We start from the raw sequence: 16,260 nt of genomic DNA, 5'->3' as shown, positions 1-16,260 counted from the left end.
GGACCACGCGGCGCGGCGCGGCGGGTGGCAGGGTCAGCGCTCGATCTCGACCGGCTCGATGCCCTCACCGGCAGGCAGGTCGAAGCCCAGGACCTGGCCGTAGAAGCTCAGTTCGGCATCCATCGCGCGGCGGATGTTCTCACCGCGCCGGAACCCGTGCTGCTCACCCTCGAACAGCAGGTACGCCACGGGCACCCGCCGCGACCGCAGCGCGTCGACGATCGCCTGCGACTGGTTGGGCGGCACGATCGCGTCCTCGCTGCCCTGCAGGACGATCAGCGGCTTCGTGAACCGCTCGACATGGTGGATCGGTGAGCGCTCGACGTACACGTCGCGCTCCTGCGGGTACCGGCCGACCAGGCCGTCGAGGTAGCGGCTCTCGAACTTGTGGGTGTCGGCGGCCAGCGCCTCGAGGTCGGCGACACCGAAGTGGTCGGCACCCGCGGCGAAGGGGGTGTCGTCGCGGGCCAGGGCGGCGAGCGTCGTGTAGCCGCCCGCCGACCCACCGCGGATCGCGAGCCGCTGCGGGTCGACGCGGCCCTGCTCACCCAGCCAGCGGGCGGCGGCGATGCAGTCGGCGACGTCGACGATCCCCCAGGCGCCCTTCAACAGGTCGCGGTAGGCGCGGCCGTAGCCGGTGGAGCCGCCGTAGTCGACGTCGACGACCGCGAACCCGCGGCTCGTCCAGTACTGGACGCCGACCGACAGCACCGGCGACGCCGACGCGGTGGGCCCGCCGTGGATGACGACGAGCAGCGGCGGCAGCTCGCCGTCGCGGCCGCGGTGGGTGGCGCTGGCGGGCGGGTAGAACAGGGCGTGGGCGGTGCGGGGCACGCCGTCGCCGTCGGTCGAGGGGAACTCGATGGGCTCCGGAACGGACAGGTAGCCCTCGTCGACACCGAGGTCGCGCGCGGGACGCAGTACCTCCGGTCGGCCATTGCCGAGCGTGACCCGCCAGACCGACGCCTCCCGGGTCGGGCTGCCGGCGACGAGCACGACCTGGTCGGGGCCCGCGGCCTGCAACGACCCGGCCGTGGACAGCGGAAGGTCGAGTGCCTGCACGGCGCCGTCGGTCGAGCGGACGAGGAGCCGGTCGTAGCCGTCGCGGCGCGCGGCGACGACGATCCGCCCGTCGGCCAGCGTGACGTGCCGCGACGTGCCCAGCGTCCAGCCGGGGACACCGATCTCGGCCTCGTCGACCAGGACCGCGGTGACGCCGTCGGCGGGGGTCCACCGGTAGAGGCTCCACCAGCCGGTGCGGTCGGAGACGAACAGCAGCGAACCGTCGGTCTGCCAGCGCGGCTCCGAGACCGACTCCCCCGGCCCGCCGGCGACGACGGTGTCGGCGCCGGTGGCGAGGTCGCGCACGGTGAGGACGGTGTCGTCCCACGGCATCGACGGGTGGTCCCACGACACCCAGGCCAGTCGCGCGCCGGCCGCGTCGAGGCGGGGTGAGGTGACGAAGTCGGGACCGCTGACGAGCACCTCGACGGTGCCGTCGCCGGCCAGGCGCGCGATCTCGTTGCGGACCTGTGCGGGGCCGGCGCCGACGGCGTGGTGCTCGCGGACCAGCACGAGCGCGCCGTCGGGGCCGAGCTCGCCGTCGGCCCACCGGTCGCCGCGCGGCGCCTGCGGCTCGGGGCTGACCGCGACGGGTCCGTCCTCGCCGCGGAGCCGGTGGAGCCGTTGGTCGGCCCAGTTGGTGAACCACACGGTGCCGCCGTGCACCCACCACGCGGCGCCGCCGTACTCGTGGACGGCGGTGCGGGCGTCGTAGCCCTCGGGGAGGAGGTCGGTGCGGGTGCCGTCGGGGTCGCGGCGCACGATCTGGGTACGGCCGCCCTCGGCGGGGCGGCCTTCGGCCCACCAGACGGTGCCGGAGCCGGGGTCGGCGGGGTCGACCCTGACCTCGCCGAGGCGCACGGCGGCGGCCACCACGAGTTCCGACGTGAGGGGGGTCGGCCAGGAGCCGAAGGGCGCGGGGGCGGTCACCGCGTCATTGTGGATGGACACGGCCCGCCCCGCGTGCACGGCCCGCCGCACCCTCGCCGCCGCACCCTCGCCGCCGCACCCTCGCCGCCGCACCCTCGCCGGCGCGGGCCGCACCCGGCGACGACCGCCGGCCGCGACCGGAGGACCGCGCGCAACCCCACTGCTGCCGCGGCCGCTCGGGGCGACCGTCAGGTTGCGGCCGGCTCCCGGCGGCGGGCCGGGTCAGCGGCCGCGGGCGGCCTCCCGCAGCAGGGCGACGGCGCGGGGACCGGCGCCCGGCTTCAGGACCGGGAGCACCCCGAGCACGCCCGTCAGGCCCGTCCACCACCGCACCGAGCCGTCGATCCGGACCACCCCGATCGCGGGTCGCCCGCAGCCGGCGACCCGCGCGGGCAGGTTCGGGTAGATCTCCGCGAGCCGCGGCTCGGCGCAGGACCGGACCCGTACCGTCACGGTCACGCAACCGGGCAGCTCGTGCGCGATGCGCGAGCACCGCGGGCAGCTCACGTCGTGGACCACGACGAGCTCACGCACCCGGACGGCCACCGGTCAGGACGCGCCGATCGAGATCGTCATCGACACCCCGACCGCCACCGCGCACACGAGCGCGAGCAGCAGCCGCACCCCGGCGGCAGGGACGAGGACACGGCCGGCGGGGCGGGCGGCGGTCCCGGCGATCGTGCCGACCGCGTACCCGGCGGCCACGACGAACGCCATCCCGAACGGCACGACGAGCAGCAGCGCGACGGCGAGCAGGTACGGCAGCCCCGAGGTCAGGCGTGCCGCGGCCCCGCCCCGCATGAGGGTGGCGACCGCGAACCCGGTGCGGGCCTCGCCCCACTCGTCGTCGTCGGGGACGTCCTTGGGGATGCGCAACGGGTTGGCGGGCAACGGCAACCGCAGGACGCCGGCCTCCCGCAGCACGACGGCGAGCGCCACGACGCCGACGACGGTCTCCGCCGCGACGTCGGGCACGACCACGCCCAGCAGCGCGCCGACGCCACCGAGGACCAGCGCGGCGGTCCCCGCCCCGAACACCACGCCGACGGCGATCCAGCGGGTCATGCCCGGTGCCCGGGCGTCGGACACCGACACCGCCGACGTCCCCGCCGCGGCACCCGCGACGAGGGCCAGCAACAACGCGGAGGCGGCGGAGGCGAGGTTGCGTTCGGCGACGAGAGCGGTCGTGGCGGCGAACGCGCACACGACGGCCAGTGCCGCGGCGCCCGTGAGCAGGCGTCGCGACCAGGTGGCGCGGGGCCCCGTGGTCGTCATGGTCGAACTGTGCCAGGACAGGCCGGGCGGCCGACGCGCGGCACGCCGAACCCGTAGCGTGGCGGGCACGGACCGTCGGCACCCGGGAGTCAGTGATGAGCAACGACCCGAACCGTGACGAGCAGCCCGCGGACACCGTGGACGCGGAGATCGTCGACGAACCCGCCGGCGGCGCCGCGGGGGCGATCACCCCGGCCGTCCCGGAGCCGGGCGCGCCCGTCCCCGGGATCGAGAACGCCGGCGGCTACACCGACCGCGGTGTCCCCACCCTCGACCACGTGCGTGACAAGATCGAGGGCCGCTGGGCGACGTCGCTGGGGACCGCGGAGCTCGCGGGCGAGACCGCGGCCGGGCGTTCGATCGCCGAGCAGGAGGCCGAGCGCGACAAGAAGGCCAAGGCGAAGCTCGACGAGATCCGCCGGTCGCTCGGCGGGGGCTGACCTGCCGGGGGGCGGCGGCCGCGCAGGCGACCGCCGACCCCCGGAACGGTCAGCGGTTCTTGTTCGCCGCCTCGCCGCGACGGAACAGCTTGTTGCCCAGCCAGACCACCGGGTCGTGTACTTGCGGTCGACGACGCGCTCCTTGAGCGGGATCAACGCGTTGTCGGTGATCTTGATGTGCTCGGGGCAGACCTCGGTGCAGCACTTGGTGATGTTGCACATCCCCAGGCCGTGCTCCTCCTGCGCCGCCTTCTGCCGGTCGGCCGAGTCGAGCGGGTGCATGTCCAGCTCGGCGATGCGCATGAGGTAGCGGGGCCCGGCGAAGGCCTCCTTGTTCTCCTCGTGGTCGCGCACGACGTGGCAGGTGTTCTGGCACAGGTAGCACTCGATGCACTTGCGGAACTCCTGGCTCCGCTCGACGTCGACCTGCTGCATGCGGTACTCACCCGGCTCCACGCCCTCGGGCGGGGAGAAGCTGGGGATCTCGCGGGCCTTCGTGTAGTTGAACGACACGTCGGTGACGAGGTCCCGGATCACCGGGAACGTCCGCAGCGGCGTGACCGTGACGACCTCGTTCTCGGCGAACGTGTTCATCCGGGTCATGCAGGCCAGGCGCGGGCGGCCGTTGATCTCCATGCTGCAGGAGCCGCACTTGCCGGCCTTGCAGTTCCAGCGGACCGCCAGGTCCTGGGCCTCGGTCTGCTGGAGCCGGTGGATGATGTCGAGGACGACCTCGCCCTCGTTCACCTCCGCCGGGTAGTCGACGAGCTCACCCTTCTCGGAGTCACCCCGCCATACGCGGAAGTGCGCCCAGTAGCTCATGCTCGCTCTCCCTGGTCCGCCCGGTGCCCGCCGAGCTCCTCGCCGGTGAAGTACTTCTTCAGCTCGTCCATCTCGAAGACGTCGAGCAGGTCGGGCCGCAACGGGATCTGCTCCTTGCGGACCATCTCGACGTTGTCCTCACCCAGTGCCGAGAGCACCAGCAGGACGTGGCGCCACTCGGAGTCCATGACCGGGAAGTCGTCGCGGGTGTGCCCGCCACGGCTCTCCTGACGCTCCAGGGCCGCCTTCGCCACGCACATCGAGACGAGCAGCATGTTGCGCAGGTCGAGGGCGAGGTGCCAGTTCGGGTTGAACTTGCGGTCGCCCTGGACGACGACGGTGCGCGTGCGGGTGGCGATGTCCTCGAGCTTCTTGAGGGCCATCTCCATCTCGTCGGCCTTGCGGATGATGCCGACGAGCTCGTGCATCGTCTTCTGCAGCTCCAGGTGCACGACGAACGGGTTCTCCCCGCCCTCGGCGGCCGAGGAGAACGGCAGCAGCGCCCGGTCGACGGCGGCGTCGGCGTCGGCGTCGAGGACCGCGTGGCGTGCCCCGGCGAGCCCGTCGACGTACTCCGAGGCGCCCAGGCCGCAGCGGCGGCCGAACACCAGCAGGTCCGACAGCGAGTTGCCGCCGAGCCGGTTGGAGCCGTGCATGCCGCCGGAGCACTCCCCCGCGGCGAACAGGCCCGGCACGCGGGACATGCCCGTGTCGGGGTCGACCTCGACGCCACCCATCACGTAGTGGCAGGTCGGTCCGACCTCCATGGGCTCCTTGGTGATGTCGACGTCGGCCAGCTCCTTGAACTGGTGGTGCATCGACGGGAGCCGCTTGAGGATCTCCTCGGCCTTGAGCCGGGTGGAGACGTCGAGGAACACGCCGCCGTGCGGGGTGCCGCGACCGGCCTTGACCTCGGAGTTGATCGCGCGGGCGACCTCGTCACGGGGCAGCAGCTCCGGGGGACGACGGTTGTTGTCCGGGTCGGTGTACCAGCGGTCCGCCTCCTCCTCCGTCGTCGCGTACAGGTCCTTGAAGACGTCGGCGATGTAGTCGAACATGAACCGCTTGCCCTCGGAGTTGCGCAGGACGCCACCGTCACCGCGCACCGACTCCGTGACCAGGATTCCCTTGACCGACGGCGGCCAGACCATGCCCGTCGGGTGGAACTGCAGGAACTCCATGTTGATCAGGGTCGCGCCGGCGCGCAGGGCCAGGGCGTGGCCGTCGCCGGTGTACTCCCAGGAGTTGGACGTCACCGAGTAGCTCTTGCCGACGCCGCCCGTGGCCAGCACGATCGCGGGCGCGTTGAAGCGGACGAAGTTGCCCGTCGAGCGGAAGTAGCCGAAGCAGCCCGCGATGGCGCCGCCGGCCTTGAAGAGGTCGGTGATCGTCGTCTCGTGGAAGACCCGGATGTTGGCCTCGTAGTCGCCCGTGGCCTTGAAGTCCTCCTGCTGCAGGGAGACGATCTTCTGCTGCAGGGTGCGGATCAGCTCCAGGCCGGTGCGGTCACCGACGTGCGCCAGCCGCGGGTAGGTGTGCCCGCCGAAGTTGCGCTGGCTGATCTTGCCGTCCTTGGTGCGGTCGAACAGCGCGCCGTAGGTCTCCAGCTCCCAGACGCGGTCCGGGGCCTCCTTGGCGTGCAGCTCGGCCATGCGCCAGTTGTTGAGGAACTTGCCGCCGCGCATCGTGTCGCCGAAGTGGACGCGCCAGTTGTCGTTCGGGTTGGCGTTGCCCATCGCGGCGGCGCAGCCGCCCTCGGCCATGACCGTGTGGGCCTTGCCGAACAGCGACTTGGAGATGATCGCGGTCCGCTTGCCCTGCGCCCGGGCCTCGATCGCGGCGCGCAGCCCGGCGCCACCGGCACCGATGACGACGACGTCGTAGTCGTGTACCTCGACGCTCTTGTCCTGTGCAGTCACGTCAGTCATTTCGGTCACCCCACGATCCGGGGGTCGCCCCACCAACCGGCGGACACGGCCATGATGTAGAAGTCGGTCAGCGCCAGGCTGGCCAGCGTCGTCCAGGCGAGCTGCATGTGCTTGCCGTTCAGGATCGAGACCTTGCCCCACAGCTTGTAGCGCACCGGGTGCTTGCTGAAGTGGTTGAGCCGGCCGCCGATGATGCTGCGGCAGGAGTGGCAGGAGATCGTGTACAGCCAGAGCAGCACGATGTTGGCCACCAGGATGATGTTGCCCAGCCCGAACCCGAAGCTGCCGTCCTTGTTGATGAACGCGACGACGGCGTCGTAGGTGTTCACCACCGAGATGAGGGCGGCGATGTAGAAGAAGTACCGGTGCAGGTTCTGCGCCAGCAGCGGGAACCGCGTCTCACCGCTGTACTTCTTGTGCGGCTCGGCCACCGCGCACGCGGGCGGCGACAGGTAGAAGGCGCGGTAGTAGGCCTTCCGGTAGTAGTAGCAGGTGAGCCGGAAGAGCAGCAGGAACGGCAGCGAGACCGCGGCGTAGGGCAGCCACCACACGTCCGGGAGGAACTGCCCGAAGTGCGAGGCCTCCGGGTAGCAGCCCACGGAGAAGCACGGGGAGTAGAACGGCGTCAGATAGCTGTAGTTCTGATCGGCCGTGAAGTAGTCGGCCTGCATGAACGCGCGGACCGTCGCGTAGATGACCCAGGCGCCGAGCCCGGCGACGTTGAGCAGGGGGGGCAGCCACCACCGGTCGGTGCGCAGCGTGCGTTCGCTGATCTGCGCCCTACCGGTGGACGCGTCCGTGGTGGATGACACGTCGGGATCCTCATCTGTTCCAGGCGTCGTCGCTGACTCTGACCAGAGATCTGCCTCGACGCCGGGGCTGTTGGATTTGCCGGAGCCTACGACGTCGGGAGTCCGGTCGCGTCGTCGGGCCGACGGAACTCCGCAGGTCGAGACACGGGTCACACCGTTGGGGGTGATCACCGGGAACGCCGAGTGGCCCGGCCCCTCCGGAGGGTCCGGGCTCTCGTCGTGCGGCGCCCTGCGCCGCTCGCGGTCAGGCGCTGCGCCTCCGTGCCCGCCGGGCCGCGAGGTAGTCACGGTTCAGCTGGGAGATGACGTCGAGCGGGATCTCCTTCGGGCACGCGACCGCGCACTCGCCGGTGTTCGTGCAGCCGCCGAAGCCCGCCGCGTCGTGCTCATCGACCATCGCGAGCACCCGGCTGTTGCGCTCGGGCCGGCCCTGCGGCAGCTCGCCGAGGTGGGTGATCTTGGCGCCGAGGAACAGCGAGCCCGAGCCGTTGGGGCAGGCCGCGACGCAGGCGCCGCACCCGATGCAGGCCGCCGCGGTGAAGGCGCGGTCGGCCTGGTCCTTGGGCACCGGCACGGCGTGGGCGTCGGGGGCCGAGCCCGTCGGTGCCGAGATGTAGCCGCCGGCGGCGATGATCCGGTCGAACGCGCCCCGGTCGACGACGAGGTCCTTCACGACGGGGAACGCCCCGGCCCGGAACGGCTCCACCGTGATGGTGTCGCCGTCGGCGAAGTGCCGCAGGTGCAGCTGGCAGGTCGTGGTGGCCTTCTCCGGGCCGTGCGGCCGGCCGTCGATGACCATGCTGCACGCGCCGCAGATGCCCTCGCGGCAGTCGTGGTCGAACGCGACCGGCTCCTCGCCCTCGACGGTCAGCTTCTCGTTGAGGACGTCGAGCAGCTCCAGGAACGACATGTCCGGCGACGCGTCGTCGACGTCGTAGGTTCGCATCGCGCCGCGGTCGTCGGCGTCGTGCTGACGCCAGACCTTCAGATGAAGCCTCACTTGTAGCTCCGCTGGGTGGGGGCCACGTACTCGAACGTCAGGTCCTCCTTGTGCAGGACCGGCGCCTCACCGCGGCCGGTGAACTCCCACGCCGCGGCGTAGGAGAAGTTCTCGTCGTCACGGGCGGCCTCGCCGTCGGGGGTCTGGCTCTCCGCACGGAAGTGGCCGCCGCACGACTCGTTGCGGTGCAACGCGTCCAGGCACATGAGCTCGGCGAGCTCGAAGAAGTCGCCGACGCGCCCGGCCCGTTCGAGGCTCTGGTTGAGCTCGACGCCCGTGCCCGGCACCATGACCGTCTCCCAGAACTCCCTGCGCAGCTCCGGGATCCGGTCCAGCGCCTTGCGCAGGCCCGCCTCGGTGCGCTCCATGCCGCAGTGCTCCCACATGACGTGGCCGAGCTCGCGGTGGAAGGAGTCGACGGTGCGCGCCCCCTTGATCGACAGCAGCGTGTCGATCCGTTGCGCCACGTCGTCCTCGGCCGCCCGCACCGCCGGATGGTCGGGGTCGACGGGGTCGTGGTCCGACGTCGCCAGGTAGTCGCCGATCGTCGAGGGCAGCACGAAGTAGCCGTCGGCCAGACCCTGCATCAGCGCTGACGCGCCGAGCCGGTTGGCGCCGTGGTCGGAGAAGTTCGCCTCGCCGACGACGAACAGGCCGGGGATCGTCGACTGCAGGTCGTAGTCGACCCACAGCCCGCCCATCGTGTAGTGCACGGCCGGGTAGATGCGCATCGGGACCTCGTAGGGGTCCTCACCGGTGATGCGCTGGTACATCTGGAAGAGGTTCCCGTACTTCGCCTCGACCGCCGGGCGCCCGAGCCGGCCGATGACCTCGGCGAAGTCGAGGAACACCCCGAGCCCGCCCGGGCCGACGCCGCGGCCCTCGTCGCACACGTTCTTCGCCGCGCGCGAGGCGATGTCGCGCGGCACCAGGTTGCCGAACGCCGGGTACTGACGCTCCAGGAAGTAGTCGCGCTCCGCCTCCGGGATCAGGTTCGGATCGCGGTCGTCGCCCTTGCGGGCCGGCACCCAGACGCGGCCGTCGTTGCGCAGCGACTCCGACATCAGCGTCAGCTTCGACTGGTGGTCGCCGCTCACGGGGATGCACGTCGGATGGATCTGGGTGAAGCACGGGTTGGCGAACAGCGCGCCCTTGCGGTGCGCCCGCCACGAGGCGGTGACGTTGCAGCCCTTGGCGTTCGTCGAGAGGAAGAAGACGTTGCCGTAGCCGCCGGAGGCCAGCACCACGGCGTCGGCCAGGTGGCTGCGGGTCTCGCCGGTGATCAGGTCGCGCGCCACGATGCCGCGGGCGTGCCCGTCGACGACGATCAGCTCCAGCATCTCGTGCCGCGGGTACATGGTGACCCCGCCGGCGTCGACCTGGCGCTCCAGCGCCTGGTAGGCGCCCAGCAGCAGCTGCTGGCCCGTCTGCCCGCGGGCGTAGAACGTCCGGGAGACCTGTGCCCCACCGAACGAGCGGTTGTCGAGCAGGCCGCCGTACTCACGGGCGAACGGGACGCCCTGCGCGACGCACTGGTCGATGATCTGGCGGCTGATCTCGGCGAGCCGGTGGACGTTGGACTCCCGCGCGCGGAAGTCACCGCCCTTCACCGTGTCGTAGAACAGCCGGTGGACGCTGTCGCCGTCGTTGCGGTAGTTCTTCGCCGCGTTGATGCCGCCCTGCGCGGCGATCGAATGCGCCCGCCGCGGGCTGTCCTGGTAGCAGAACGAGCTGACCCGGTAGCCGAGCTCGGCCAGCGTCGCCGACGCCGACCCGCCCGCCAGCCCCGTCCCGACGACGATCACGTGCATCTTGCGCTTGTTGGCCGGGTTGACCAGCTTCACGCCGAAGCGGCGGCGCTCCCAGCGGGTCTCGATGGGGCCGTCGGGGGCGGCGCGGTCGGCGACCGGGTCGCCGACGGTGAAGTCCGAGTAGGTGGTCATGGTGTCCTTCCTCAGACCAGGCCGAACGTCACGGCGAACGGCACCGACAGGAACCCGACGACCAGCACGACCGCGAACACCAGCGCGAACGTCTTGAGTGCCCGCTGGGTCACGGCGCTGGAGCGGCCGAACGTCTGCAGCCCGCTCCACAGCCCGTGCCGGACGTGGACGCCGACCGTGAGCACGGCGAGGGCGTAGAACAGCGTCACGTACCAGCGCGACGGGTCGAAGTTCGCCGCGACGTTGGCGTAGACCTCGCCGTGCACGCCGTTCGGGTTGAGCGTGCCCGTCGTCAGGTCCAGCACGTGGTAGACGACGAACAGCGCGATGATCACGCCGCCCCAGCGCATCGTCCGGGCCGCGTAGCTGCCCTGCACCGGCGGGCGGTGGACGTAGCGGACCGGGCGGGCCGCGCGGGCCCGGCGCGCCAGCACGATCGCCGAGGCGACGTGCGCCACGAGCGCGACCGTCAGGATCACGCGGATCGCCCACAGCACGCCGCTGTAGGGCACCGCGGGCTCGAGCAGCGTCCGCAGCCAGGCCGAGTAGGAGTCGAGGGGGTCGGCGCCGAAGAAGATCTTCAGGTTGCCGATCATGTGGAGCACGAGGTAGAGCAGCATCGCGGCCCCGGAGGCCGCCATCACGTACTTGAGGACCACCGACGGCACTCGCCGGCGGCGGCGCACGGGAACCGGCCGCCTCGCGGGGGTGGCCCCCGCGGAGGTGGACCGGTCGGCAGTCGTCGTCACGGGTCCAGTGGACGTCCCATACCCGTCAAAGGTCCAATGCATGAAAACATCGAAACCGATGCACGTAGGGTATACCCGTGACGCTGCAGCAGCTCGCGTACTTCATCGCCCTCGCCGACGTGCGCAGCTTCACTCGTGCGGCGGATCGGATGGGTGTCGCCCAACCCACACTGTCGCGCCAGCTCCGAGCGCTCGAGGAGAGCCTCGGCGCCCTCCTCGTCAACCGCTCCCAGGGCCCGCTGACCCTCACCCCCGCGGGCGAGGCCGTTCTCCCACTCGCCCGGCGCATGGTCGCCGACGCCGACAACGCCCGCGCCGCCGTCGCCGAGGTCGTCGGGCTGCGCCGCGGCCGCGTCCGCGTCGGCGCCACCCCATCGCTGTGCATCGGCGTCCTCGCCGACGCCATCCCCGTCTTCCACGACCGCTACCCCGACCTGTCGATCCAGCTCTCCGAGAACGGCTCCCAGCTGCTCGTGAGCGGCCTCGAACGCGGCGAGCTCGACGTCGCCGTCCTCGTCGTCCCCCGCCAGGGCCTCGATCCCTCGCTCGAGGTCACCCCGTTGCTGCGCGAGCGGCTCTCCGTCGCCTCCCCGCGCTCCGAGCCGCCCCTCTCGGGCCGCGGCACGATGTCGGTCACCGAGCTGTCCCGGCGCGCGCTCGTCATGTTCCGGCGCGGCTACGACCTGCGCGAGGTCACCCTGCGCGCGTACGCCGACGCCGGGGTGGAACCGCGGTTCGCCGTCGAGGGCGGGGAGATGGACGCGGTACTGCGGCTCGTCGAGACCGGGACCGGCGTCGCCGTGGTGCCCGACCTCGTGTTCGCCGGCCGGCCACGGCTGCGCCGCACCGCCCTCACCCCGCCGCTCTACCGGACCGTCGCCCTGACCCGCCGCACCGACGTCTCCCCCACCCCCGCCGTGCAGGCGTTCCAGGACACCCTGCTCGGGTTCCTGGCCGAGGCCGAGACGATCGGCGACCTGAGCACCGACGTCCAGGTCCTGCACCGCGCCCCGGCCCGCGACGCCGAGCGCCGGCACGGCCCCTGAGGCCGGGCCTCCGCAACGCCCCCCGGCGGCGGCTCGGGGCGGCACGAGTCGCCACCGAACGGGGCGGGCACCGCCGCGCACCGGGCTGGTGCGGTCAGGAGTCGTCGCCGTCGGGGATCTGGTCGGCCAGCTCCGCCGCGTGCTCTGCGACGGCCTCCTTGACGACGCGGTACGCGATCCCCGCCGGATAGCCCTTGCGCGCCAACATCCCCAGCAGCCGGCGGGCCATGGCCTCGTCAGGGACGCCACCGCGGGTACGGAGCTTGCGATCGACCAGGGCTCGGGCGCGGGCCTCCTCGGAGGCGTCGTCGATCTCGGCGAGGGCCTCCCCCGCCGCCTCGGAGTCGACGCCCTTGCGGCGCAGTTCGACGGCGATCGCGCGGCGGCCCAGGCCGCTGTGGGTGTGCCGGGACCGGACCCACTGATCGGCGAAGGCCTTGTCGTCGATCAGGCCGACCTCGCCGAAACGTTCGAGGACCTGTGCGGCGGCGTCGTCGGGGATTCCCTTGCGCCGTAGCGTCTCGGCCAGTTCCTGTCGCGTCCGGGACCGGGTCTCCAGCTGGCGCAGGCAGATCGTCCTGGCCGCGGCCACGGGATCGGCGGGCGGTTCGGGTGGCCCGCTGCGGCGGTTGCGCTCCCCCGGGCGTCCACCCGAGCGTCCATCGCGCCCCGGGCGCCGCCCACTCACGGTCCGCCCTGCGTCCGCCCCCTGGTCCCCCGGTTCCCGGACAGGATCGTCGACGACCGGTACGGGGACCCGTGCGCGCCGCACCCGACGTTCGTCCGGGCGGCCACCCGGCCGGGCCAGGTCGGCGGCCCGGACGACGACCGGTGCATCGTCGTCGCCGGCCGCACCCCCGGTCGGGCGGTCCGCGCTCAGGTCGGCGACCTGTCGGACGCCACGTGATGCGCCGGTCCCGGTCGACGACGCCGACAGCGCGGCCACGCGGACGTCGCACTCCGCCGAGCCCGGCTCCTCGTCGCGGAGGGTCGCGAAGCCGACCGCACCGACCTTCGGACCGGCGCCTGTGCCGCCGTCGTCGTCGACATCCGGGTCGGTGTCGAAGTCGAAGCCGGCGACCGCGATCACACGGCGCGGGCCGGTGCGATCCTCGGGCTGGTCGAACTCGTCGGGGTCGTGCGAGTCGGGCACCCTGATCAGAAGTCGACCGGCGCCGGGAGCGGCTCGACCGCCTCGGCGTCGAGCACCGCGCCGATGCCGAGCTTCTCCTTGATGCGCTTCTCGACCTCGGCGGCGATGTCGGGGTTCTCCTTGAGGAACTTGCGGGCGTTCTCCTTGCCCTGCCCCATCTGGTCGCCCTCGTAGGTGTACCAGGCACCCGACTTGCGGATGATCCCCTGCTCGACACCCACGTCGATCAAGGAGCCCTCGCGGCTGATGCCGACGCCGTAGAGCACGTCGAACTCGGCCTGCTTGAAGGGCGGCGCCACCTTGTTCTTGACGACCTTGACCCGGGTCCGGCTGCCGACCATGTCGGTGCCGTCCTTCAGGGTCTCGATACGGCGGATGTCGAGACGCACGGAGGCGTAGAACTTCAGCGCCTTGCCACCGGTCGTGGTCTCCGGCGAGCCGAACATGACGCCGATCTTCTCGCGCAGCTGGTTGATGAAGATCATCGTGGTGCCCGAGTTGCTGAGGGCACCGGTGATCTTGCGCAGCGCCTGGCTCATCAGCCGGGCCTGCAGACCGACGTGGCTGTCACCCATCTCGCCCTCGATCTCGGCCCGTGGCACGAGCGCGGCCACCGAGTCGATCACGATGATGTCGAGCGCGCCGGAGCGGATCAGCATGTCGGCGATCTCGAGCGCCTGCTCGCCGGTGTCGGGCTGGGAGACCAGCAGCGCGTCGGTGTCGACACCCAGCGCCTTGGCGTACTCCGGGTCGAGAGCGTGCTCGGCGTCGATGAAGGCGGCGATGCCGCCGGCAGCCTGGGCACTGGCCACCGCGTGCAGCGCGACCGTGGTCTTACCGCTGGACTCCGGGCCGTAGATCTCCACGACGCGGCCACGAGGGAAACCACCCACCCCGAGCGCCACGTCGAGCGCGATGGAGCCGGTGGGGATCACGCCGATGGGCGGACGCGTGTCGTCGCCCAGGCGCATCACGGAGCCCTTGCCGTGGTTCTTCTCGATCTGGGCGAGGGCGAGCTCGAGGGCCTTCTCGCGGTCGGGTGCGGTCATCTCGGTCTGCCACCTCGCTGATGCGCTGTCGGTGCGGGATCGGTCCGGCGTCTTGGCCGATGTCTTGCGGGGAGCCACGGAAGAACCGTATTGGGTCCGACCGACAGTTCCGGCGTGCGCGTCCCCGCTGTGGACAACCGGGGGCGTTGTGGACGGAGGCTATACGAACAGGTGTTCGAGTTCGGGTCCGACACGCCGATCGGCTGTCGTGCCGCGCCGAGCGGTGCGCCACCCGCCGACGAGGGCACCACGGTCGACGGGAGCGCCACGGGTCGAGCAGCGCGGCAGCCGAGGGGGAAACGACCGGTCAGCGACGCTCCGCGGGTACGTCGTAGGCCTCGCACACCACGCGCCACACCCGCTTGGGGTCGATCCCGGCCTCGATGGCCTCCTCGACCGTGCGGCCACCGAGCTCGGCGAACACGTGGTCCTTGGCCAGCGACCCCGCACGCACGACGCCGAACTCCCCCTCCATCAACTCCCGGAAGTGACTCAGTCGCACGCGGCGAGGGTACCGGTCACATGTGTCAGCCTGGAGCGGTGCGCGACGAGCTGACCCGACAGGTGTGGGACCTCCTCGGCGGCGCGGCCGGGGAGCCGCGGAGGCTGACCATCACCGGGCCACCCGTCACACTGACCTCGCGGTTCCCGGTCACCGACGTCGCCGCGGCGGTCGTGGGGGCCGCGCTGCTCGCGGCGACGGCGGACGGCGGGGGTCGCGCGGTCGGCATCGACACGCGGCAGTTGGCCGTCGCCATGCGGTCCGAGCGGTACCTGCGCCGCGACGGGGCGGGCCCGGGCGATCCGTTCGACCCGCTGTCGGCCTTCCACCGCACCGCCGACGGCTGGCTGCGGCTGCACGCCAACTACCCGTGGCACCGCGCGGCGGCCCGTCGGGTGCTGGACCTGCCCGAGGGCGCCGGCCCCGGTGACGTCGCCGCCGCGGCCCGGCACCGGCACGCCGAGGAGCTGGAGACGGCGGTGCACGACAACGGCGGTGTGGCGGCGGCCGTCCGCACCCGGCAGCGGTGGCAGGCGACCCCGGCCGGGGTGGCCGCGGCCGCGCTGCCACTCGTCGGGACCCGGGTCCTCGGCGACGCCGCGCCCCGGCCGGCCCGGCGGCCGCGGGTGCTGGACCTGACGCGGGTGATCGCGGGTCCCGTCGCCACCCGCACGCTCGCGGCGCACGGCGCCGAGGTGGTCCGGCTCGACGCGCCCGACCGGCCCGAGCTGCCCGCGCAGGCGTGGGAGACGTTGCCGGGCAAGCACAGTGCGCTGCTCGACCTGGCCACCGGCGGGGAACAGCTGGACGCCCTGCTCGCGGGCGCGGACGTCGTCGTCAGCGGGTACCGGCCGCATGCACTCGACCGGTTCGGGCTGGCCCCGCAGACGTTGGCCGAACGGTTCCCGGGGTTGGTCGTCGTGACGCTGTCGGCGTGGGGCGGGGCCGGGCCGTGGGCGGACCGGCGCGGGTTCGACAGCCTCGTCCAGGCGGCCTGCGGTATCGCGGAGACCGAGCGGCGCGATCCGGACCCGGCGAGCCTGCCGGGGGCGCTGCCCGCGCAGGTCCTCGACCACGCGACCGGCTACCTGGGAGCGGCGGCCACGCTCCTCGCGCTGTCGCAGCAGCGCCGCGACGGCGGGACGCGCCACGTACAGCTGGCGCTGGCGGCGACGGCGTCGTGGCTGCAGTCGTTGCCGTGCAGCGCGGAGCCCGCCGTCGCCGACGAGGTGGACGCGGCCCCGTGGACCGAGGACGTCGCGGCGCCCGACGGGGTGCTGACGCTCGCCTCGCCGCCGGGCACCGTCGACGGGGCGACCCTGCGCTGGCCCGCGCCCGCTCCCGCCTACGGTGCGGCGCCCGCGTCGTGGCCGGCCGGCACGGGACGGTCGTAACCTGTCCGGTGTGTCCGTCTCGACGATCGCCCAGGGCGACCCGACCGGCATGTCCTCGACGGTCGGGCAGGTGATCGTGCTGCTGGCGCTCCTGGCGTCGTTGGTGATGCTGCTGCGCTGGTGGATCCAGCAGCGCAAGCGCTGAGTACGCCCTG

The 16,260-nt window shown here is 72.5% G+C and carries 15 protein-coding genes and 1 pseudogene; 4 read left to right on the top strand and 12 right to left on the bottom strand.

All coding sequences use genetic code 11. The features are described from left to right. Positions 1-33: 33 nt before the first annotated feature. From AB7F12_RS23325 to AB7F12_RS23315, 3 genes are all read right to left on the bottom strand, one after another. Complete coding sequence (locus AB7F12_RS23325; protein ID WP_428499030.1) at positions 34-1,992, bottom strand: prolyl oligopeptidase family serine peptidase; 1,959 nt, start codon at positions 1,990-1,992, stop codon at positions 34-36. 222 nt (positions 1,993-2,214) lie between these two features. After that, the gene (locus tag AB7F12_RS23320; protein ID WP_428499031.1) at positions 2,215-2,526 is read right to left on the bottom strand and encodes a hypothetical protein; all 312 of its coding nucleotides are present in this window, start codon (positions 2,524-2,526) and stop codon (positions 2,215-2,217) included. Between the two features lie 15 nt (positions 2,527-2,541). Next, positions 2,542-3,267, bottom strand: a complete 726-nt coding sequence (locus AB7F12_RS23315; protein ID WP_428499032.1) for a hypothetical protein — start codon at positions 3,265-3,267, stop codon at positions 2,542-2,544. Between the two features lie 95 nt (positions 3,268-3,362). On the opposite strand from AB7F12_RS23315, the gene AB7F12_RS23310 reads away from it, so the two are divergent. Beyond that, the gene (locus AB7F12_RS23310; RefSeq protein WP_428499033.1) at positions 3,363-3,707 is read left to right on the top strand and encodes a hypothetical protein; all 345 of its coding nucleotides are present in this window, start codon (positions 3,363-3,365) and stop codon (positions 3,705-3,707) included. Between the two features lie 49 nt (positions 3,708-3,756). On the opposite strand, the pseudogene AB7F12_RS23305 reads toward AB7F12_RS23310, so the two are convergent. From AB7F12_RS23305 to AB7F12_RS23280, 6 genes and pseudogenes are all read right to left on the bottom strand, one after another. Next, positions 3,757-4,529 (bottom strand): annotated as a pseudogene (locus AB7F12_RS23305) (succinate dehydrogenase/fumarate reductase iron-sulfur subunit). Then, on the bottom strand, positions 4,526-6,457 hold the full coding sequence (locus tag AB7F12_RS23300; protein WP_428499034.1) for a fumarate reductase/succinate dehydrogenase flavoprotein subunit: 1,932 nt from the start codon (positions 6,455-6,457) through the stop codon (positions 4,526-4,528). The pseudogene AB7F12_RS23305 and the gene AB7F12_RS23300 overlap by 4 nt, the downstream one beginning before the upstream one ends. 5 nt (positions 6,458-6,462) lie before the next feature. Next, the gene (locus tag AB7F12_RS23295; protein ID WP_428499035.1) at positions 6,463-7,269 is read right to left on the bottom strand and encodes a hypothetical protein; all 807 of its coding nucleotides are present in this window, start codon (positions 7,267-7,269) and stop codon (positions 6,463-6,465) included. 244 nt (positions 7,270-7,513) lie between these two features. Further along, on the bottom strand, positions 7,514-8,269 hold the full coding sequence (locus AB7F12_RS23290; RefSeq protein WP_428499036.1) for a succinate dehydrogenase/fumarate reductase iron-sulfur subunit: 756 nt from the start codon (positions 8,267-8,269) through the stop codon (positions 7,514-7,516). Next, positions 8,266-10,212 carry a fumarate reductase/succinate dehydrogenase flavoprotein subunit gene (locus AB7F12_RS23285; protein ID WP_428499037.1) on the bottom strand — a complete coding sequence of 649 codons (1,947 nt, stop codon included), beginning with the start codon at positions 10,210-10,212 and terminating at the stop codon, positions 8,266-8,268. Before AB7F12_RS23285 ends, AB7F12_RS23290 begins: the two co-directional genes overlap by 4 nt. 11 nt (positions 10,213-10,223) lie before the next feature. Continuing rightward, positions 10,224-10,961 carry a succinate dehydrogenase cytochrome b subunit gene (locus tag AB7F12_RS23280; protein ID WP_428499038.1) on the bottom strand — a complete coding sequence of 246 codons (738 nt, stop codon included), beginning with the start codon at positions 10,959-10,961 and terminating at the stop codon, positions 10,224-10,226. A gap of 77 nt (positions 10,962-11,038) precedes the next feature. Between AB7F12_RS23280 and AB7F12_RS23275 the strand changes: the two genes are divergently transcribed. Next, a complete protein-coding gene (locus AB7F12_RS23275) occupies positions 11,039-12,007 on the top strand; it encodes a LysR family transcriptional regulator (protein WP_428499039.1) in 969 nt (322 codons plus the stop codon). A gap of 94 nt (positions 12,008-12,101) precedes the next feature. Here AB7F12_RS23275 and recX read toward each other — a convergent pair whose 3' ends face one another. From recX to AB7F12_RS23260, 3 genes are all read right to left on the bottom strand, one after another. Then, positions 12,102-13,160 carry a recombination regulator RecX gene (gene recX / locus AB7F12_RS23270; protein WP_428499040.1) on the bottom strand — a complete coding sequence of 353 codons (1,059 nt, stop codon included), beginning with the start codon at positions 13,158-13,160 and terminating at the stop codon, positions 12,102-12,104. Between the two features lie 5 nt (positions 13,161-13,165). Beyond that, positions 13,166-14,209 carry a recombinase RecA gene (recA, locus tag AB7F12_RS23265; protein ID WP_098957836.1) on the bottom strand — a complete coding sequence of 348 codons (1,044 nt, stop codon included), beginning with the start codon at positions 14,207-14,209 and terminating at the stop codon, positions 13,166-13,168. Between the two features lie 307 nt (positions 14,210-14,516). After that, positions 14,517-14,711 (bottom strand): DUF3046 domain-containing protein, encoded by a 195-nt coding sequence (locus tag AB7F12_RS23260; RefSeq protein WP_428499041.1) that lies wholly within the window; start codon positions 14,709-14,711, stop codon positions 14,517-14,519. Between the two features lie 38 nt (positions 14,712-14,749). On the opposite strand from AB7F12_RS23260, the gene AB7F12_RS23255 reads away from it, so the two are divergent. Both AB7F12_RS23255 and AB7F12_RS23250 read left to right on the top strand, forming a co-directional pair. Further along, positions 14,750-16,105: a CoA transferase gene (locus AB7F12_RS23255; RefSeq protein WP_428499042.1), complete on the top strand. Its 1,356-nt coding sequence runs from the start codon at positions 14,750-14,752 to the stop codon at positions 16,103-16,105. A gap of 10 nt (positions 16,106-16,115) precedes the next feature. Continuing rightward, positions 16,116-16,250 carry a hypothetical protein gene (locus AB7F12_RS23250; RefSeq protein ID WP_428499043.1) on the top strand — a complete coding sequence of 45 codons (135 nt, stop codon included), beginning with the start codon at positions 16,116-16,118 and terminating at the stop codon, positions 16,248-16,250. The last annotated feature ends 10 nt before the right edge of the window (positions 16,251-16,260 follow it).

Origin of the sequence: Pseudonocardia sp. (assembly GCF_050250275.1) — a bacterium.
Classification (GTDB): Bacteria; Actinomycetota; Actinomycetes; order Mycobacteriales; family Pseudonocardiaceae; genus Pseudonocardia.
Note: the sequence above shows the minus strand (reverse complement) of the source record. Positions and strands in the feature narration are given on the sequence as shown.

What these genes read in the sequence shown, in the direction of transcription:
- AB7F12_RS23315 (WP_428499032.1), bottom strand. Translation starts at nt 3,267, where the DNA reads ATGACGACCACGGGGCCCCGCGCCACCTGGTCGCGACGCCTGCTCACG.
- recA (WP_098957836.1), bottom strand. Translation starts at nt 14,209, where the DNA reads ATGACCGCACCCGACCGCGAGAAGGCCCTCGAGCTCGCCCTCGCCCAG.
- AB7F12_RS23285 (WP_428499037.1), bottom strand. Translation starts at nt 10,212, where the DNA reads ATGACCACCTACTCGGACTTCACCGTCGGCGACCCGGTCGCCGACCGC.
- AB7F12_RS23310 (WP_428499033.1), top strand. Translation starts at nt 3,363, where the DNA reads ATGAGCAACGACCCGAACCGTGACGAGCAGCCCGCGGACACCGTGGAC.
- AB7F12_RS23300 (WP_428499034.1), bottom strand. Translation starts at nt 6,457, where the DNA reads ATGACTGACGTGACTGCACAGGACAAGAGCGTCGAGGTACACGACTAC.